Origin of the sequence: Actinoallomurus sp. CA-150999 (assembly GCF_050942425.1) — a bacterium.
Lineage (GTDB): Bacteria > Actinomycetota > Actinomycetes > Streptosporangiales > Streptosporangiaceae > Actinoallomurus.
The window spans coordinates 11423864-11442917 of the sequence record NZ_CP192063.1 but is presented as its reverse complement, the minus strand read 5'-3'; the positions used below and the strand labels follow the sequence as shown (position 1 = coordinate 11442917).

The 19054-nt window shown below is 71.0% G+C and carries 16 protein-coding genes; 4 read left to right on the top strand and 12 right to left on the bottom strand.

Annotated elements, in window-relative coordinates:
* Nucleotides 1-11: 11 nt before the first annotated feature.
* On the bottom strand, nucleotides 12-467 hold the full coding sequence (locus ACQP2O_RS52940) for a MarR family winged helix-turn-helix transcriptional regulator (protein WP_433178016.1): 456 nt from the start codon (nucleotides 465-467) through the stop codon (nucleotides 12-14).
* Nucleotides 468-548: 81 nt separating this feature from the next.
* Here ACQP2O_RS52940 and ACQP2O_RS52935 point away from each other — a divergent pair, with 81 nt between their 5' ends.
* Both ACQP2O_RS52935 and ACQP2O_RS52930 read left to right on the top strand, forming a co-directional pair.
* Entirely contained in the window at nucleotides 549-1271 is a 723-nt protein-coding gene (locus tag ACQP2O_RS52935) for a VOC family protein (RefSeq protein ID WP_433178015.1), read from the top strand.
* Nucleotides 1272-1581: 310 nt separating this feature from the next.
* Nucleotides 1582-2136, top strand: coding sequence for an ATP-binding protein (locus ACQP2O_RS52930; RefSeq protein ID WP_433178014.1), 555 nt, complete (start codon nucleotides 1582-1584; stop codon nucleotides 2134-2136).
* 258 nt (nucleotides 2137-2394) lie between these two features.
* Here ACQP2O_RS52930 and ACQP2O_RS52925 read toward each other — a convergent pair whose 3' ends face one another.
* From ACQP2O_RS52925 to ACQP2O_RS52895, 7 genes are all read right to left on the bottom strand, one after another.
* Nucleotides 2395-4473, bottom strand: coding sequence for an ATP-binding protein (locus tag ACQP2O_RS52925; RefSeq protein ID WP_433178011.1), 2079 nt, complete (start codon nucleotides 4471-4473; stop codon nucleotides 2395-2397).
* A 27-nt stretch (nucleotides 4474-4500) separates the two neighbouring features.
* The gene (locus ACQP2O_RS52920; protein WP_433178009.1) at nucleotides 4501-6759 is read right to left on the bottom strand and encodes an ATP-binding protein; all 2259 of its coding nucleotides are present in this window, start codon (nucleotides 6757-6759) and stop codon (nucleotides 4501-4503) included.
* 225 nt (nucleotides 6760-6984) lie between these two features.
* Nucleotides 6985-7713, bottom strand: a complete 729-nt coding sequence (gene fabG, locus ACQP2O_RS52915) for a 3-oxoacyl-ACP reductase FabG (protein WP_433178007.1) — start codon at nucleotides 7711-7713, stop codon at nucleotides 6985-6987.
* A 57-nt stretch (nucleotides 7714-7770) separates the two neighbouring features.
* Nucleotides 7771-8976, bottom strand: a complete 1206-nt coding sequence (locus tag ACQP2O_RS52910; RefSeq protein WP_433178005.1) for an acetyl-CoA C-acetyltransferase — start codon at nucleotides 8974-8976, stop codon at nucleotides 7771-7773.
* A 90-nt stretch (nucleotides 8977-9066) separates the two neighbouring features.
* Nucleotides 9067-9732, bottom strand: coding sequence for a D-sedoheptulose-7-phosphate isomerase (locus tag ACQP2O_RS52905; RefSeq protein ID WP_433178003.1), 666 nt, complete (start codon nucleotides 9730-9732; stop codon nucleotides 9067-9069).
* Nucleotides 9729-9965 (bottom strand): HypC/HybG/HupF family hydrogenase formation chaperone, encoded by a 237-nt coding sequence (locus tag ACQP2O_RS52900; RefSeq protein ID WP_433178000.1) that lies wholly within the window; start codon nucleotides 9963-9965, stop codon nucleotides 9729-9731. The genes ACQP2O_RS52905 and ACQP2O_RS52900 overlap by 4 nt, the downstream gene beginning before the upstream one ends.
* Complete coding sequence (locus tag ACQP2O_RS52895; RefSeq protein ID WP_433177998.1) at nucleotides 9962-10579, bottom strand: D-sedoheptulose-7-phosphate isomerase; 618 nt, start codon at nucleotides 10577-10579, stop codon at nucleotides 9962-9964. The genes ACQP2O_RS52900 and ACQP2O_RS52895 overlap by 4 nt, the downstream gene beginning before the upstream one ends.
* Before the next feature lie 169 nt (nucleotides 10580-10748).
* On the opposite strand from ACQP2O_RS52895, the gene hypF reads away from it, so the two are divergent.
* Nucleotides 10749-13244: a carbamoyltransferase HypF gene (hypF, locus tag ACQP2O_RS52890; RefSeq protein ID WP_433177996.1), complete on the top strand. Its 2496-nt coding sequence runs from the start codon at nucleotides 10749-10751 to the stop codon at nucleotides 13242-13244.
* Here the strand turns inward: hypF and ACQP2O_RS52885 are convergent.
* The 4 genes from ACQP2O_RS52885 to ACQP2O_RS52870 all read right to left on the bottom strand — a co-directional run bounded on the left by ACQP2O_RS52885 (nucleotide 13192) and on the right by ACQP2O_RS52870 (nucleotide 18198).
* On the bottom strand, nucleotides 13192-14343 hold the full coding sequence (locus tag ACQP2O_RS52885) for a PP2C family protein-serine/threonine phosphatase (RefSeq protein ID WP_433177994.1): 1152 nt from the start codon (nucleotides 14341-14343) through the stop codon (nucleotides 13192-13194). The two genes, hypF and ACQP2O_RS52885, sit on opposite strands and share 53 nt — an antisense overlap.
* A gap of 101 nt (nucleotides 14344-14444) precedes the next feature.
* A complete protein-coding gene (locus tag ACQP2O_RS52880; RefSeq protein ID WP_433177992.1) occupies nucleotides 14445-15413 on the bottom strand; it encodes an ATP-binding protein in 969 nt (322 codons plus the stop codon).
* Nucleotides 15414-15528: 115 nt separating this feature from the next.
* Nucleotides 15529-16434, bottom strand: a complete 906-nt coding sequence (locus ACQP2O_RS52875; RefSeq protein ID WP_433177991.1) for a hypothetical protein — start codon at nucleotides 16432-16434, stop codon at nucleotides 15529-15531.
* 288 nt (nucleotides 16435-16722) lie between these two features.
* Nucleotides 16723-18198 carry an alpha/beta hydrolase gene (locus ACQP2O_RS52870; protein ID WP_433177989.1) on the bottom strand — a complete coding sequence of 492 codons (1476 nt, stop codon included), beginning with the start codon at nucleotides 18196-18198 and terminating at the stop codon, nucleotides 16723-16725.
* A 458-nt stretch (nucleotides 18199-18656) separates the two neighbouring features.
* Between ACQP2O_RS52870 and ACQP2O_RS52865 the strand changes: the two genes are divergently transcribed.
* Nucleotides 18657-19046 carry an STAS domain-containing protein gene (locus ACQP2O_RS52865; protein ID WP_433177987.1) on the top strand — a complete coding sequence of 130 codons (390 nt, stop codon included), beginning with the start codon at nucleotides 18657-18659 and terminating at the stop codon, nucleotides 19044-19046.
* The last annotated feature ends 8 nt before the right edge of the window (nucleotides 19047-19054 follow it).

The following is a 19054-nucleotide window of genomic DNA, read 5'->3' as shown; positions in this document are numbered from 1 at the left end:
TTGAGCCTACGTCAACCGTCGTCCTCGGTGGTCCTGGTGCGAAGCTCTTCGGTCGCCTCCTGGTACGCCCGCGCCGCCCGGCGGAAGTAGTCGAAGAGCGTCGCGACCTCGTCGGGGGAGTACCCGGCGAGGATCTCGCCGACCTTCCGTCGCGCCGGGTCCACGGCCTCGTCCACTCCGATCGGCCGCGAGACGTGCTCGATCACGACCTTCCGGCGGTCGGCGGGGTCGGGGACCCGCCGTACGTGACCGGCGCGTTCGAGCCGGTCGATGAGCCGTGTCGTCGCTCCGGTCGTGAGCCCGGTGTGCGCGGCGAGCAGGCCGGAGGTCATGGGGCCGGACAGCTGGAGGACGTTGATCGCGTACAGGTCGGTGGCGCCGAGGCCCACCGCCGCCGCGCTGGCCTGTCCATGCAGCACGACCGCGCTGAGGTACCGCCGGTAGACCTCGTGAGCGTCCTCGGGCATTGACCGCATCGAAAATCTTCCTTAAGTTGATATCTGCACAAACGCAGATGCTCTTTAGTGTAGACGTATGGAGGAACGGACATGGCGACCGACGGTCGTTTTGTATGGCATGAGCTGCGGGTTCCCGACCCCGCCGCGGCGGCCCGGTTCTATGGGGAGCTGCTCGGGTGGTCGGCCGATGCGGTGCCGACCGGCGTGACCTTCCGCGCGTCGGGTGTCCCGGTCGGCGGGGCGAGCGACGTCAAACCCGGCATTCCGAGCCACTGGACCCCCTTCGTCGCGGTCGCGGACGTCGACGCCGTCGCTCGGGGCGCCGCGGCGGCCGGCGGCATCGTGACCAGCGGCGAGCCCGCGGACGTTCCCGGCGTCGGCCGTCTCGCGCCGATTCTCGACCCGCATAAGGCGATCTTCGCAGTGCTGCACCCGCTCACCGAACCGGTGCCGTCCCGGGAGGTGGGCGCCTTCGTCTGGGCCCGGCTGCGCACCCCGGACGTCGGGTCCTCCGCCCGGTTCTACGAGCAGGTGATCGGCTGGTCCGCGACGCTCTCGCCCGAGGGCGACGCGGCCGTCTTCGACCTCGCCGACGGGACGCGGGTCGCGGAGGTGCTGCCCGCCACGCTGGAGGACCCGTTCGGGTGGCTGCCCTTCGTCCGGGTCGGGGATCTCGAGGAGAGCCGGGACCGCGCGGCGGCCCTCGGCGCGGCGGTTCCCGGCGCCTTGGTGGAGGTGCCGGGCGGCCGGGGCCGTTTCTCGATCATCCGGGATCCCCAGGGAGCGTCGATCGCCCTGCTCGAGGCCTACTGATACGGTCTCCGCCGGGGTCACCGCCCCGTCGCGAGGGGGCCTGCGGGCCGCGCCGGTGATACCTACGTCTCGACTACCTAGGTGGAATACGTACCCATACGGGTGTTTTCCCCGTCCCCAATGCTGCGATGACCGAGCATGCTCGTGGTCATAGCCGATTCCGAATGGCGACGACCGAAGGTAACGAGACGATGTGTCAGCACCAACCACAGTGTCCGCCCGCGGACCGTCCGGTCCGCGACACGACGCGCCTCGTCGGCCTCCGCCCGAGGCAGGGTGGGGTGCTGCCCACCGGCGAGAGGCGGGCGCCATGAATCGGCTCATCGAGTTCACCGGTCCCCTCATGAGCGAGCAGCAGTCGGACGGCCATCGCGCACCGCGGTGCGCATGGCAGACGTTCGACGCCACCGTCCCCCATGACGAGCTCGCCGTTCCCCCTGCCGAGTCGGGGAGCGGCCAGGACGCCGCCGTCTCCTGGCCGCTTCCGCCATCGCCCTCCTCTGTGCGGCTCGCTCGCCGGCTCACCGGCGAGCAGCTGGAGCACTGGAGGCTCGGCGATCAGCGTGACGTCGCCGAACTCCTCGTCAGCGAACTCGTCACCAACGCCGTACGCCACGCGGAGGGTCGGATCGATCTGACCGTACGCGTGCGGGACGGCGCGGTGCGGTTCGAAGTTCATGACGAGGACGCCGCGTCGGCCCCTCGCATCCGCCGTGTCGGCAAGGGTGAGGAGGGCGGACGCGGGCTCCATCTGGTCGCTCTGCTGTCCAGTGGCTGGGGAACGACCCGTACGGAGCACGGAAAGGTCGTCTGGTTCGAACTCCGGACGAGCGGACCATCTCAGGACGACAACGCCGACATGTGAGGGAGGTGGCAGTAAATACCGACAGCGATACCCGTTTGATGCCTCGCAAAGGATCCGGGGGCCGGAGGCGGGCCCCCTCGCCAGGACGCTGCCGCCCCCGGATCTGCGAGCCGATCGGGACATGATCTCCCCCGACCTCCCCCTGAGAGCTCGAGACGCTCCAACCCCCACAGAGACGCCGAGACCGGTATGTCCCCCGTATACCGGTCTCGGCGTCTTTCTGGGTAAGGCCTCTTCCTGGGGGGAGACCTCGCGGCCTTAGAAAGCCGTCGCCGCGACGGCCGGCTCCTCCTCCAGCGCGAAGGCGATCGCGTGGTCGAGCCCCAGCCGTGCTCCGCTCCGGAAGGCGTCCGCGAACGCCCGGCCGCCCAGCACCTGGCGCGTATGCTCGACGCAGTTCCGATGCGACTCCTCGCTGTAGCGCACCACCATCGGGGAGGCGTGTACGGCCTGCCACACGGCGTCGGCGGCACCCAGCAACCGGGCGGCGCGAAGATGATCACCACGCCTGCAGGCGGTCCACCCCATCACCTCCAGAAACTGCACCAGCCCCCAGCGGTCGTTGATGACGGTCCACGGGATGGCCACCTGGCGCATCATCGCCTCCGTGTGGCGCCAGTCGCCCTGGATCCAGGCCGCGATCGCCACGCCGAACTGCGCGTACGAACGGAACAGCGGGGCGCCCCGCTCATTGCACAGCGCGATGAGCTGCTCGCCGAGGACGGCCGCCTCGTGCGGGGCCGTGGCCGAGCAGTACACCGAGGCGAGGTACAGGTTGAGGGCGAGGGCGTCGAAGTCGCCGAGCGCTCGGTGCCGGTTCCGTGCCTCTTCCAGCAGCGCGTAGCCCTTCTTGGGATCACCGGCGGAGCACGCGAAGACCCCGGCGATCTGGAGGGCGAAGGCGAGGGACGACTCGTCGCGCGACTGCTCCGCGAGCGCGCGGCACTCGGCGACCCAGGAGCGGGCGCTGGCGACGTCGCCCTGGTAGATGGCGAGCAGGGCGTCGGCCCACAGCGCGGTGAACCGCACCGGATCGCTCTTGGAGGTCAGGTCGAGGCCGCGATCCAGCCAGTGCCGTCCCTCGGTGATGGTGCCGGTGATCACCCAGTACGACCACATCGAGGAGGCGATGTCGAGCCCGGCCCCGGGGTCGTGCGCCCGGGTGAAGCACGAGTCCAGGGCGACGCGCAGGTTGGCGATCTCGGTCTGCAGCAGCCAGTACCGGTACACCTGATCGGGCACGATGCGGTCGATCCGGTTCGCGTCGGCCAGCCGCCGGTAGTGGGCGCAGCGCGCGTGGCAGAGCGTGGTCTCCTCCGAAGGCGTCAGGTGCTCGCGGCCGTACGCGCGGATGCTCTCCAGCATCCGGTACCGCGTCGCGGTGCGGACCTGCTGGGTGGTGAGCACTGACTTGTCCACCAGGCCGGAGATCAGGTCGAAGATCTCATCAGGCGCGATCCCGTCACCGGAGCAGATCTCTTCGGCGGTGTCGAGGTCGACGCCGCCGGGGAAGGTGGCGAGGCGGGCCCAGAGGTGTTGTTCGGCGGGGGAGCACAGGTCGTGGCTCCAGTCCATGGTGGCGCGGAGGGTTTGGTGGCGGGGGAGGGCGGTGGTGCTGCCGCCGGTGAGGGTGGTGAAGCGGTCGTCGAGTTCGCGGAGGAGTTGGTCGATGGGGGTGGTGCGCAGGCGGGCGGCGGCGAGTTCGATGGCGAGGGGGATGCCGTCGAGGCGGGCGGAGATGCGGGCGAGGGTGGTGGCGTTGGTGGCGTTGACGGTGAAGTCGGGGTTGACGGTGGCGGCTCGGTCGCTGAACAGCCGCACCGCCTCCCGCCGCGCGATCTTCCGGGGCGACTCGTCGCAGGCGGGGACCGCCAGGGACGGCACCCGGAGCAGCTGCTCGCCGTATATCCCGATCGTCTGCCGGCTGGTCGCCAGGATGCGCAGCCGCAGCGTGTGCCGCAGCATCTGGTTGATCAGGGCGGCGCAGGCGAACAGCAGGTGCTCACAGTTGTCCAGGACGAGCAGCATCCGTTTGTCCGCCAGGTAGTCCAGCAGCGCGGCGCCGATGGGACGCTGCGCCGCCCGGAGCCCCAGGGCCGATGCCACCGTCGACTCGAGCAGGTCGCCGTCCTCCAGGCCGGCCAACTCGATCACCTGGACACCGTCGGGATAGCCCGCGCTCAGCATCTCGGCGGCGCGCCGCGCGAGCCGCGACTTGCCGACGCCGCCCGCGCCGGTCAGCGTCAGCAACCGGGTCCGTCCGAGCAGCCGCCTGATCTCGGCGAGCTCATGCCGGCGTCCGATGAAGGCCGACTCGTCGGCGTGGGATTCGGTCATCGCGCAGGGCTCGTGCACCATGGTGGTCTACCCGTCCGGGCGTCCTTCGCCGCCGGTCCGCTCGTGCTCCGCGACCCACGTCGCGACCTGGACGCGGGAGGTGAAGCCCAATTTGCTCAGGATGTGCTCGACGTGGCCCTCGGCGGTCCGCTGCGCGATCACCAGCTTGGCCGCGATCTCCTTGTTGCTCATGCCTTCGGCGACGAGATGGGCGATCTCCGTCTCACGGGGGGTCAACGGTGATCCGCCGGAACCCGCCGCGGACGGCTGCCGCTCGCCCAAGGCGAAGGCGAGCGCCCCCTCGAAGGGGAGCGCGGCCCCCTCGTCACAGGCGGAGGCGAAGGCCTGCTCACTCATGGCCGTACGCGTGCGGGTCTCACACTCGTCGTGGTAGCGCGCCAGATGCCCGTACCCGGACAGCGGCGCATCGACCCTCCGCCAGATCGTCCGCAGGACGCCGAGCAGCCGGGCCGCTCGCGGAAATCGTTCCTCCGACGCGGCGATCCAGGCCAGGACCTCGATGTTCACTCCGACCCCGAGGAGATCGTCGAGCTCCCGGTTGAACCGCAGGCTCTCCTCCTCCAGAGCCAGCGCGCGGTCCAGGTCGCCCTGCCGCCAGACCTCCACGCCGAGCGCCATCATCGTGTACGCCTTGTGCCAGCGCTCCCCGTACGCGTCGCAGATGGCCAGGCTCTCCTCCGCGTACTCGATCGCCGACTCCGAGTCCCCACGGAAGGAGTAGGCGAGGGAGAGCCGGATCAGTCCGAGGGCCTGGCCCACCAGGTCACCGGTCCTCTGGTGCTGGGCCACCGCCGTCTTGAAGTACGGGATCGCCGCGTCGGGGTCGCCCTCGTACATGGCGACCATTCCGCAGAAGAGCGCGACGTAGGCGTCGACGGAGTCCAGCCGCAGGGTCTTCCCGATGCGCTTACTCTCCTCGAGCATTCTCAGAGCGGCGCCGGGCTCGGCCTGGATGATGGCCAGCCAGGCGTTGGCCCACAGGGCGTGGGCGCGCGTAGCGTCGGGTTCGGTCTCGGCGGCCAGGCCGCGTTCGAGCCAGCCGCGTCCCTCCGTGAGGTAGTAGCTCGTGGTCCAGTGGTAGAGCAGGTCGGCGGCCATCCGCAGGCCGATGGCGCCCTCGCCCGGGCGGCTGAAGGAGTACTCGAGGGCCACCCGCAGGTTGGGGTGTTCGACCCGCAGCCGGGTCAGCAAGGCGACCTGGTCGGGTCCGAAGAGGCGTGTCCAGGCGTCCGCGGCGAGGTCACGGTAGTAGTCGCGGTGGCGTTCCTCGACGAGGTCTTCGGTGCCGGAGGCGGTCAGGCGTTCACGGCCGTACTGGCGGATGGTCTCCAGCAGCCGGTACCGGGCGGTCCCGGGCTGTTCCTCGCGGACCAGTACGGACTTGTCGACCAGGCCGCCCACGAGGTCCAGCATGTCCTCCAGGGCGATCCCGTCCCCGGCGCACACCTGTTCGGCGGCCTCCAGGTCCAGGCCGCCGGAGAACACCGAGATCCGCGCCCACACCAGCCGCTCGGCCTCGGTGCACAGCTCATAACTCCAATCGATCAGCGCCCGCAACGTCTGATGCCGCGGCAGCACCGCCCGCGACCCTGAGGTCAGCAACCGGAACCGGTCATCAAGACGCGCCAGGAGCTGCTGCACCGACAACGCCCGCAACCGCACCGCGGCCAGCTCGATCCCCAGCGGCAGCCCGTCCAGCCGCCGGCAGATCCGCTCCACGATCTCCCGGTTGTCCTCGGTCACCGCGAAGCCGGGCACCACCGCCTCGGCCCGCTCGGCGAACAACCGCACCGCATCCCCGGCCACCACCGAATCACCCGAGACGACCGGCAGCGTCGGCACCGGCAGCGTCTGCTCACTGCCGACACCCAACGGCTGGCGGCTGGTGGCCAGGATCCGCAGGCCCGGCGCCGACCGCAACAGCGCATCGGCCAGCACCGCGCAGCCGGGCATCAGATGTTCACAGTTGTCCAGGATCACCAGCGCCTGGGCATCGCGCAGGTGATCGATGAGCACTTCCAGCGCGGGACGTGCCGAATGGTCGCGGATCCGCAACGCCTCACACACCGCCGGCACCAGCAGATCGGGATTGTTCAGATCGGCGAGCTCCACCAGCCACACCCCGTCGGGGAACGCCCGGCGCAGCATCGCCCCCACCCGGCCGGCCAGCCGGGTCTTGCCCACCCCGCCCACACCCGTCAACGTCACCAACCGCGACGCCGACAACAAGCGCTTGACCTCGTCCACCTCATGCCGACGCCCCACGAAACTCGTCAGCTCACCCGGGAGGCGCGGCGCATCCCGTCGGGTGAGCTGATCGGATTTCGTGACATCCATGGAAGCCTCGCATCGGCCTCCGTCCAGGGACCGGAGCGCGGCAGAGGCCGGGGATGCTGGAATCGCATCTGCGGTTGCGTTTCAAACGCTACTCTACGCGTCAGATGTCATGAATCGAGCTCTTGTAACTGCAAATACCGCCGAATCAATTGATCACATGAAGCGTCCGCCAGCGATCTCCAAGACGGCACCGGTCATGTAGCTCGACAGGTCCGAGGCAAGGAAGAGCGCGACGTTCGCGACCTCGACCGGCTCTCCCGCGCGTCCCATCGGGATCTCCCGCATCTTGCCTTCCCACACGTCCGCCCGCATCGCCTCCGTCATCGCCGTCCTGATCAGCCCCGGCTGCACGGCGTTGACCCGTACGCCCAGGTGGGCGAGCTCCTTGGCGGCGGCCTTGGTCATGCCGACGATGCCCGCCTTCGCGGCGCTGTAGTTCGTCTGGCCGGCCATCCCGACCTTCCCGGAGATGGACGAGACGTTCACGATCGAGCCTCGGCCGCGTTCCCGCATGACCAGCGAGGCGGCGCGGACGCCGTGCCAGGTGCCCTTCAGATGGACGTCGATCACGGCGTCGAAGTCCGCCTCCGACATCTTCCGCATGGTGGCGTCCCGGGTGATCCCGGCGTTGTTCACCATGACGTCGAGCCCGCCGTACTCCGTCACGCACCGATCGACCAGCGCCGACACCTGCTCGGCCGAGGTGACGTCACACTCCACGGCGATACCGCCCACCTCCTTGGCCGCCGCCCGGGCGGCGTCGAGGTCGCGGTCTCCGATCACCACCCGGGCGCCGTTCTCGGCGAACACCTGCGCCATGGCCAGCCCGATCCCCTGCGCCGCCCCGGTGATCACGGCGCTCCGTCCCTCCAGCAGTCCCACGGCTCCTCCTCGGCTCGATCCGATCTCCGTCGTCATGCTCGCACGCCCGTACGGGCGTCAGGCGATCCGCTCGAAGACCGCGGCGAGCCCCTGACCGCCGCCGATGCACATCGTCTCCAGTCCGTACCGGGCGTCGCGGCGGCCCATCTCGTGCAGCAGGGTGGTGAGGATGCGCGCGCCGGTCGCGCCGACCGGGTGACCCAACGAGATCCCGGAGCCGTTGACGTTCAGCTTGGCCAGGCCGGCCTCGTCGAGCCCCCACTCGCGCAGGACGCCGATGACCTGCGCGGCGAACGCCTCGTTCAGCTCGATGAGGTCCATGTCGTCGAGGCTCAGCCGGGCACGGACGAGCGCCTTCTCGGTGGCGGGCACCGGGCCCAGCCCCATCAGGTGCGGCGGGACTCCGGCCACGGCCCAGGACACCAGCCTGGCCTGAACGGTCAGGCCGAGCGCGTCGGCCCGCTTCCGCGTCGTGACCAGGCAGACGGCCGCGCCGTCGTTCTGGCCGCTGGAGTTGCCCGCGGTGACCGTGGCGCCGTCCACGCGCATGACCGGCTTGAGACCGGCCAGCCGCTCCAGGGTCGTGTCCGCCCGCGGATGCTCGTCACGGTCGACGACCCGCACGCCCTTGCGGTCGCGGACCTCCACCGGCACGATCTCGTCGGCGAACAGCCCCTTGTCCTGCGCCCGCACCGCCCGTTCGTGGGAGCGCAGCGCCAGCTCGTCCTGCTCCGTACGGCTGATCTCATAGCGTTCGCGGACGTTCTCGGCGGTCTCCAGCATGCCGCCCGGCACCGGGTGGTGCTCGCCGCCCGCCGTGACGCGGGCACGGGCCAGCCGGTCCATCAGCTTGATCTCGGCTCCGGGCCGGTCCCAGCGCAGGCCGGTGGCGTAGTACTCGACGCCGCTCATGCTCTCCGCGCCGCCTGCGATGACGGTGTCGCTCACGCCGGTCGCGACCTGCATCACCGCGTTCACGACGGCCTGCAGCCCCGATCCGCACCGTCGGTCCACCTGCACTCCCGCGACCTCCACCGGCAGGCCCGCGTCGAGGGCGGCGACCCGGCCGATGGCCGGCGCGTCACCGTTCGGATTGCAGTTGCCGAGGATGACGTCGCCGACCTCGTGGGGGTCGACGCCGGTGCGCTCGACCAGCGCACGGATCACCGTCGCCGCCAGCTCCTGCGCGCTGACGTCCTTCAATGCACCGCCAAAACGCCCCACCGGCGTACGAACCGGAGAGCACACCACAACCTCGCGCATGTCATGACTCCTCTCGCGACAACCCTACGTTTCGGATTACGAGAGGATTAGTCCGGTCTTCCGGCAGACGGGAACGCGCCCGCGACGTCTTCAGACCGAGTTGCCGAGGGCGTGCTGCGTCAGATCCCACAGGACGTGGTAGACGGTCGTCTGCGCCTCCTGGACGCGGTGTACGGACGCCGACGGGATCACGAACAGGTAGTCGAGGGACGCCAGCTCGGCGAGCTTGCCGCCCTGGTCGCCGGCGAGCGCGATGGTGAGCATCCCGCGCCGGGCCGCCTCCTCCACCGCCCGGATGACGTTGACCGATTCGCCGCTCGTCGACAGGCCGAACGCGATGTCGCCGGTGCCGCCCAGCGCGGCGAGCTGCCGGGCGAACACCACCTCGAAGCTCACGTCGTCGGACAACGCGGTCAGCAGCGCGACGTCGGTGGTCAGGCAGAGCGCGGGCAGGGACCGCCCGCGCGACGGGTTGGAGAACGCGGCGGCGATCTCTTCCGCATCGGTGCTGCTGGCGCCGTTGCCGAACGTGAACAGCCGCCCGCCCATGGCGAACCTCTTGGCCATCGCCTCGGCGCACTCCGCGAGCAGGAACCCCGACCGCTCCGCGACCTCACGCCGGAGCCGTACGATCTCCTCGGCCTTCTCCTCGGTGGACCGGCTGACCTCGCCCAGCACCGTCTCGATCTCGGACTCCCGCGAATACAGGAACGGGTACAGCTCCTGCATCCCTTCCGGTGGCTCACTCCCGGTCATTGCCGCTCCCCCCGATCACCCCGCGCCACCACCGCGATGGCCTCTTTCGCGTGGACCAGGATCGTGTCGCCGACGGCCGCGTCGACCAGCGCGACGCTGACCTCCTCGTACCCGCCGCCACCGGTGTCGGCGACCGCGAGGTCGCCGTCGAGCAGGCGCACCACCGTCACGGGGACGGCCTCGTCGGAACAGGTGACGCAGACCTCCTCCGAACACGGACCGCGCTCGGTCACCCGATCACCTCCGGGCCGAGCAGACCGGGCTGTTCGAAGAACACGTGAACGAGCTCCCACAGGAGGTGGTACGTCGTCACGTGGATCTCCTTGACGATCGCCGGATCGTCGCTCTGCGCGATCAGCAGGTGGTCGATCGCCGGGCTCTGGCCCAGCATGCCGCCATCCCCGCCGGTCAGCGCGACCGTGAGCAGCCCCAGGTCATGGGCTGCCTCCAGGCCGCGGAGCACGTCGACGCACTGACCGCCCGCGGAGATCCCCAGGGCGATGTCGTACGGAGCCGCCCACTGGCGCACCTGGTGGGCGAACACCTCGCAGAACCCCTCGCGGCACGCCACCCCCGTGATGGCCGCCGCGTCATTGCTCACCGCGATGGCGGGCAACGCCCGCTTCCCCACGATCATCGGATGCATGAACTCGACGGCGACGTGCGCCGCGTCCGTACCGGCCACGCCGTTGCCGAAGGCGATCAGCTTTCCGCCGCGGTGAAAGCGGACCGCCATGTCCTGGCACGCGCGGGCCACCCGCCCGGAGTCCTCGGCGAGCATCCGGCCGGCCGTCTCACGCCGCGCGAACGCCTGACTGACCCGTTCCATGGGTGGTGTCACGGTCATGTACACACTCCATTCCGGATCCGTACCGTCACGCTATGTCCATGTCGCTCTGGGGGAACACCCTGTCTCGCACAACCGGCGGTAAAGCCTCGGCCCGATCGGTAAGTTCTCGGCCACGGCGGCTGCGGGCAGGTCTCGGGGCCGCCACGCCGTGGGCAACATTCGACGTATGCGATCAACGTCCGCTCGGCTGCTGATCCGCGTCGAGGGGATCGTGCAAGGGGTCGGCTTCCGGCCGTACGTCCACTCGCTCGCGCGGCGGCTGGACCTGGCCGGATGGGTGGGCAACGACGCGCACGGCGTCTTCGTCGAGGTCGAGGGGCCGCCCGACGCCCTGACACGGTTCCAGGAGGGACTGCGCGACGACCCACCGCCCCTGGCGTTGATCCACCGGATGACCGCCACACGGCTCCCGGTCCGCGGCGAGCGAGGATTCCGCATCGCGCCGAGCCGCCGGGAGGACACCCGTGCGACGCTGATCTCGCCGGACGTCGCCACCTGCGCGGACTGCCTCGCCGAGCTGTTCGACCCCGCCGACCGGCGGTACCGCTACCCGTTCGTCAACTGCACCAACTGCGGACCGCGGTTCACCATCATCCGCGACGTGCCGTACGACCGGCCCGTGACGACGATGGCCGGGTTCGCCCTGTGCGACGACTGCGCGGCGGAGTACCACGACCCGGGGAACCGGCGCTTCCACGCGCAGCCGACCTGCTGCCCGGCCTGTGGCCCGACGCTGCGCCTGTCGGGTACGGCCGACGGCGACCCGGCCGTCGAGGCACCGCATATCGGCGGCGCGGCGGCGTCCGGGGTGACGATCGCGGCGGCGGAGGCGCGGCTTCGGGAAGGCGCGTCGGCCTCCGGCGGAGGGGGCGCGGCCCGTGACCCGATCGTGGCGGCGGAGGTGCGGCGTCGGGAGGGCGCACCGGCCTCCGGTGATCCGATCGCGGCGGCGGAGGTGCGGCGTCGGGAAGGCGCGTCGGCGTCCAGTGATCCGATCGTGGCGGCCGTGGAGGTGCTGCGGGCGGGCGGCGTTCTGGCTGTGAAGGGGCTCGGCGGCTACCACCTGGCGGTGGACGCCGGCGACGAGGAGGCGGCCCGGCGGCTGCGCTCGCGCAAGCACCGCGAGGCCAAGCCGTTCGCCGTCATGGTCCCCGATCTCGACGCCGCCCGCCGGCTCTGCCTGCTCGACCCGGTCGCCGAACGCCTGCTCACCGGGCCGCGCCGCCCGATCGTACTGCTTCCCCGACGGCCCGGCGCGTCGGTGGCGGAGGCGGTCGCGCCGGGCAATCGCGAGCTCGGGATCATGCTGCCGTACACGCCGCTGCACCACCTGCTGGCGCGAGAGCTCGGCCGTCCGTACGTGTTGACCAGCGGCAATGTCTTGGACGAGCCGATCGCCTACCGCGACGCCGACGCGTACGAGCGGCTCGCCGGCATCGCCGACCAATTCCTCACGCACGACCGGCCGATCCACATCCGCACCGACGACTCCGTCGTCCGCGTCGTCGGAGGCCGGGAGCTCCCGCTGCGGCGGTCGCGTGGGTACGCGCCGCAGCCGGTCTGGCTCGCCCGGCCGGTGCCGTCCCCGGTGCTGGGCTGCGGGGCCGAGCTGAAGAACACCTTCTGCCTCGCCAAGGGCGACCGCGCCTTCGTCTCCCACCACATCGGGGACCTGGAGAACTACGAGACGCTGCGCTCCTTCACCGAGGGGATCGCACACTTCCGGCGGCTGTTCGACATCACGCCGCGCGTCGTGGCCCACGACCTGCACCCGGAGTACCTGTCGACGAAGTACGCCCTGGCGCTGGAGGACGTGGAACTCGTGGGCGTGCAGCACCATCACGCGCACATCGCCTCCTGCCTGGCCGACAACCGGGAGGACGGCCCGGTGATCGGCGTCGCCTACGACGGCACCGGCTACGGCGCCGACGGCACGATCTGGGGCGGTGAGCTTCTCGTCGCCGACCTGGCGGGCTTCTCCCGGGTGGGCCTCCTGGCCCCCGTGCCGTTGCCCGGTGGGACGACCGCGATCCGGCAGCCGTGGCGGATGGCCGCCGCCCACCTGGACGCGGCGTACGACGGCGCTCCGCCGCCGGACCTGGACGTCCAGGCCAGGCATCGCAGCGGCTGGGACGACGTACTGGCCGTGGCGAGGTCCGGCGTGAACGCGCCGCTCACGTCGAGCGCCGGCCGCCTGTTCGACGCCGTCGCCGCGATCCTCGGCATCCGCGACACCGTCGACTACGAAGGACAGGCGGCGATCGAACTCGAGCAGCGCGCCGACCCCGCGGAGACGGCCGCCTACCCGGCCGCGATCGACGACGGAGACCCCATGGTCATCCGGGTCGGCGACCTGGTCCGTGCCGTCGTGGCCGACCTGCGCGGCGGCGTCCCGGCCGCGACCGTCGCCGCGCGCTTCCACCACGGGCTCGCCGACGCCACCGTCGCCGCGTGCCGTCGGCTGTCCACCGCGACGGGGATCGGCACGGTCGCGCTGTCCGGCGGCGTCTTCCAGAACCGGCTCCTGCTGGGTCGGGTCACCGACGGCCTTGAACGCCACGGCCTGCAGGTGCTCACCCACCGGCGGGTGCCGCCGAACGACGGCGGCATCAGCCTCGGCCAGGTCGCCGTGGCCGCCGCCCGGCAGGACCGGCGTCACTGAGCGTCACGGCCGATGGCGACACGGCAGGGCCGGGGGCTCGCCCAAGGGGCCCAGTGGGCAGGCGCTGGACCACGATCGCCGCGGCGTCGTCGTTCAGGTTGCCGCCGACGTGACCGACGAGATCCTCATGGAGCAGCCGGACGAGAGCCTCGGGATCCTGGCCCGCCCACGCGGGCAGGCGCTCGGCGAGGGGGTAGAACGCGCCCGAACCGTCGCGGGCCTCGACGACGCCGTCGGTGTAGAGCAGCAGGATGTCGCCGGGCTCGAAGGTGAACGCCTGCGGGATGTATTCACCGGCGCCGAGTTCGCCCAGCCCCAGCGGCGGCCCCGTCTGGTGCGGCTCGAGGGCCGACACCTCGCCGCGGCGCAGCAGCAGCGGCGGCGGATGACCGCAGTCGATCACATGCACCACGGGTTCGGCGTCCGGAATCTCGATGATGGCGGCGGTGACGAAGCGCTCCGAACTCTCCGTGTTCGTCTCCGCGAGTTCGGCGAGGTTCCGGCAGACACTGCCTTCCAGGTACGCCACGAGCTTCGGCAGGGTCGAATGGCGGTGCGACGCCTCGCGGAAGGCGCACAGCAGAACCGCGGCGTCGCTGACGGAGGCCAGACCCTTGCCGCGTACGTCGCCGATGAGCAGGCGGGTGCCGCCCGCCGTGCGCGCGGCGGCGTACAGGTCACCGCCGATCCGGGCCTCGGCGGTCGCGGCGAGGTACATCGACGCGATCCGCAGGGGGCCGATCCCACGAGGCAGCGGCCGCAGGATGACCCGCTGCGCGGTCTCGGACACCGACCGGACCTGGATGAGCTGCCGCGCGTGACGGTCACGCAGATAACGGAACACGACCACGAGCGACGACACCGCCAGCAGCGAGGCGATCTGCACCTGGTGGTTGAGCCCGCCGACGCCGCCGTGCAGCGCGTCGACGAGTACCTGCGCCACCACCGCCACGGTGGCGATCAACCCCGTCATCACCGGGCCCCCGAACGACGCAGTGAGCGCGGGTGCGACGACGAGGAGCGGTCCCAGATGGACCGAGGTCGGGGCGAGGAAGTCCGCCACCGCGATCACCACGATGAACGCGAGTGGTATCAACACCAGTGCATGAGCCGGCTGCCATGACGGGCGAAGATCACGCAAGTGCTGCCCGAGGCGCACCCTCCTTGCCTACCCCACAGGTGAGGGATCAGACCAATCGATCAACCCGTGGCCTCAAAGAGCGCCTCGGGGGTGGGGGTGAAGCCGGGGTCGATCTGGGCGGCGAGGTCCTGGCCGGTCGCGGCGTTCGCCCAGGCGCGGGCGTTCTTGAGGTGGAACTCGACCGCCTGGCGGGTGAACTTGTCCCAGTCCTTGGAGCGGGCGTCGACGGCGGCCCGGAGCGTGGCGAGCGCGGCACGGTCGGGCTCGGCCAGGTCGTCGAGGTCGAACGGGCGGCCCTGCTCCATGGCGCGGACGGCGCCGGACTGTCCGACGCAGCACAGCAGCGCGTCGCCGACGTGCTCGCGCAGGAACGCGACGTCCTCGGGGCCGTGGACCTTGTTGCCGATGACCTTCAGGGCGACGTCGTAGTCGGCGGCGTACTCGGTCCACTGCCGGTAGACGGCGACGCCCTTCCGCGTGGGCTCGGCGACCAGGAAGGTCAGGTCGAAGCGGGTGAACATGCCGGAGGCGAACGACTCCGCGCCGGCGGTGCAGTCGACGACGACGTACTCGCCGGGGCCGTCGAGGAGATGGTTGAGGTACAGCTCGACCGCCCCGGTCTTGGAGTGGTAGCAGGAGACGCCCAAGTCCTCATCGCTGAACGGTCCGGTCACCATGAGCCTGGCGCCGGCGGCCGGGACCGCCAGCCGGGAATGGATCGGGTCGTCGCCGCCCAGGCGCAGCAGCCGGGATCCACGGCCTGGTGGCGTGGTCTTCACCATCGCCGCGGCCGAGGAGATCCGGGGGTTGTCACCCCGCAGGTACTCCTTGATCGCGGCCAGGTGCGCGCCCATGGCCGGGATCGCGGCGGCGGACTGCTCGGGAAGGCCGAGGGCGACGCCGAGGTGCTGGTTGATGTCGGCGTCCACCGCCACGACCGGCGCGCCGACCGCCGCCAGATGACGGATGAACAGGGACGACAAGGTCGTCTTGCCGCTGCCGCCCTTTCCGACGAACGCGACCTTCATGCTTCCTCCCGGGTGCGGCCGATGCTCACTTCTGGTATCGCGCAATGCGGCGATGTGAATACAGTGAGTGATGGGGTTTCGGTGCGACCGACTATAGAGGAAACGAAAACCGTTTTCACAATCTCCCGTGGCTCCGCAGGACGTCGATGGCGCCGACGGTGGCGTAACCGCGCCATTCGAGGGCGCCTGCCGGGGAGGCGCTGGCGTGGTCGACGATCCAGCCGCCGTCCTCCTGCTGCAGGCCGGTCAGCCGATCCAGGTCGGCCTCGATCGCCTCGGGCCGGAGCAACGCCCTGGCGGGCCGGTCGGGGTGCTCCGCGAAGCCCAGCGGACGCAGCGTCTCGCCCGCGATGCCGCCTTCGACCGGCATCTCGCCACTCGACGGAATCCACGCGCCCAGGGAGGCCAGGAGACGCGGGGCCTCAGGCCGGAGATCGTGCACGGCGTCGAGGAAGCGCACCGCGAACGCCAGCACGTACGCGTGCGGCGTCTCGTCGATCGCCTCGATCGCGGCCAGGCAGTACGCCGTCGCCCGGTCGAGCCAGGGATGGCCGGCGACAGCCGGGACGTGGACCGCGACGAGGTGGGCGAGCGCGGCGGTCACGGCGGTGATCTGCAGGGATGACGTGTCCGGATCGGCGTTCGCCCACCAGGGGGCGGTCGCGGCGCGGGACGTCAGGGGAAGGGCGAAGGGCAGGCCGCCGTCGGGGAGCGTCACCGACTCCAGCCAGTCGCACAGCGCGACGGCCCGCGCGATGACCTCCTCCGTGACCGGCGCGTGGGCCGCGATCTCCTCGAGCGTCTCGAAGACGTGCAGCGCCGCGCCCGGCTGGCTCTCGGGCGAGCGCAGGTCGGGCTCAAGGCCCCAGCCGTAGCCCCCGTCCGCGTTGCGGTACGCGTCCAGGGCGGCGAGGACGTGGGCGGCGTCGACGTCCTCCGTGATCAGCTGAAAGCGACGGCGGTCCAGGAGACGCGCGTGACCGGCCATGAACGCGGCCGCCGCGGAAAGGTCGATGCTCATAACGCGATCGTCCTTCCCGCGGGCCCCGCTCGTCATGGACGAATCGGCCATCCCTGCCGCGCGGATCAGGCTCGGCCGTCCACATCCTGCGGACCCGGCTCGGCCGTCCCCGCCGCGCGGGTTCAGGTCGGCGATCCCTGCCGTGCGGGTCGGGCTCGGCCGTCCACATCCTGTGGATCCGGCTTGGCCCTCCCCGCCGTGCGGGTTCGGGTCGGTCCTCCCGCCGTGCTGGTCAGGCTCGGCCGTCCACACCCTGTGGATCCGGCTCTACCGTTCCCGCCGTACGGGTCAGGCGTGGCAGACCGTGCCGGCCGGGGGTGCCTGGCCGGTGATCAGGTAGTCGACCTCGTGCGTACGGGCGCAGGAGGAGTTGTACAGGGCGGTGTGCCCGTCGCCGTCGTACGTCAGCAGCCGGCCGCCGTCGATCTGCCGGGTCAGCGCCTGCGCCCAGACGTACGGGGTGGACGGGTCGTAGGTGTTGCCGACGACGAGGATCGTCGGGGCGCCGGTGACGCGCTCGGGGCGTGGCGGGTTCGCCGCCGGCACCGGCCAGCCGGTGCACCCGGTGGTCGCGTCCCACATCTCCGAGTAGCGCCACATGTGCGGCGCCGCCTTCTTGACGCGCGCGAGCCGGGCCCGCAGGTCCGCGAGGCCGCGCACCCGCGGCGGGAAGTCGTGGCACCCGATGGCGCGGTACGCGGTGTAGCTCGGGTCGATGCCGGACACGCCCTCGCCCAGCGCCGTCGCGTTCGAGGGCGTCTTCTCGGCGTCGGCGAGCGCTGTGGCGAGCTGCGGCCAGAACGACTTGATGATCAGGTACCCGTACGCGCCGGAGGTGACCTCGGCGGCGGTGAGGGGGCGGCCGAGGGCGGGATCGGTGACCTCGCCCTTGTCGGCCCGCGCCGTCAGGGCGTCGAAGTCGGCCACGACGTCCCGGCCGTGGAGCGCGCAGTCGGCCGTGGCCCGGCACCAGCTCGCGAAGTGGCTGAAGACCTGTTCCATCGCCGTGGACTCGTCCACGCCGTCCCGGGCGACCGAGCGCGTGTGGTCGATGGCGCCGTCCAGCACCATCGTCCGTACCCGGCCGGGGAACAGCCGGGCGTACGCGGCGCCGAGCTCCGTGCCGTACGAGACGCCGAGCCAGGAGATCCGTGACTCGCCGAGCGCGGCGCGGATCGCGTCGACGTCCCGGGCGGCGCTGATCGTGTCGACGTGCCGGAGCAGCGGGCCCGTCGTCTTCAGGCAGTCGTTCCCGTGGCGGCGGTTGCTCTCCAGGAGCCGCCGGTACTCCGCCTCCGTCGTCGGAAGGGTGGGGGCGGCCGGGTCGTACACCGGCGTGGAGCAGCGTACGGGAGTGCTGCCGCCGACTCCGCGCGGGTCGAAGCCGACCAGGTCGAAACGTTCGCGCAGGGGCTTGAGCTGGGGCGTTCCGAGGAGCATCCCGCCCTGGGCGACCACCGCGGTGCCGGATCCGCCCGGGCCGCCGGGGTTGACGAGCAACGATCCGATCCGGTGCGCCGGGTCGGTGGCCCGCAGGCGGTTCAGCGCCAGGGTGATCCGCTGCCCGCCCGGATGGGACCAGTCCAGCGGCACGCTGATCGTGGCGCACTCCAGCTGAGGCGGCGTGTTCGCGGTGTGGCAGTCGCGCCAGGCGGGCGCCGGGGTCTGGGCCGGGGCGGGACCGCTCGCCGCCATCGCGGCGGAACCCGGGGTCAGGACGGCGGTCGCGGTCATGGCCACCGTCGCGACGGACGAACGCTTCATCGAGACTCCCGTTCGGAGGGGATTTGGAGGCACGCGTGCTCGCAAAGCGGCTACAGAGACCATTTCAAGCCGGCGGCCCCGAGGCGTCGCTCGCCGGGGGGATCCCATCGCCCCGCCCTGCGACCTTCGGAGGAGGCCGCGCGCGACCTGCGGCGGACGGACGCGGCGCATGCCCTCGATGCCGACGACTACGGCGATTCTTGGTTGGAACCGGAATTTTCGTGCGATGTGTAACGTTCGGTGACTTCGGAGAGTGGGACGGTTTCTGGGGGGAGTTTCTGGGCACGGCATTGCGACGCCCCCGCCATTTGGGGGTTTGTGTACTCCCAAAGCGGGCATGGTGCCCCATTAGCGCGCCGCGCTGTGGATGGTATCCGTCACCCTCTTGGAAACGATCAGTAATCGCGCGATGCTGTGATGGTCACGGGTGCCCCACGGTGTTCCGGACTGGAGGTCCCATGGACGTTGCCCTGGACATGTTCGCGATGGAGTGCGAGGACTACACCCTCGCCATGCCGCGCGGTGAGGTCGATGCCTTCACCGGGCATACGTTCCGGGGGCGTCTGATCGAGCTTGTCACCACGGCCGACCGACCGTTGCTGGTGGACATGAGCGGGGTGCCGTTCTTCTCCGCGGCCGGGCTCAACGCCGTGGTCGCCGCGGAGAAGCTGTCCAAGCGGCGAGGAGTTCCGATCGCCTACTTCGGCCTCATGCCGTGCGTCGAGCGGCCGTTCCGGATCACCGGCGTCGACAAGGTCGCCCTGATCTGCCCGACGATGCAGGACGCCATCTGGTGCGTCCTCCCGCTCAGCGACGCCGAGATCGAAAGCTGGGATCTGTCCGAGTAGAGGTCACT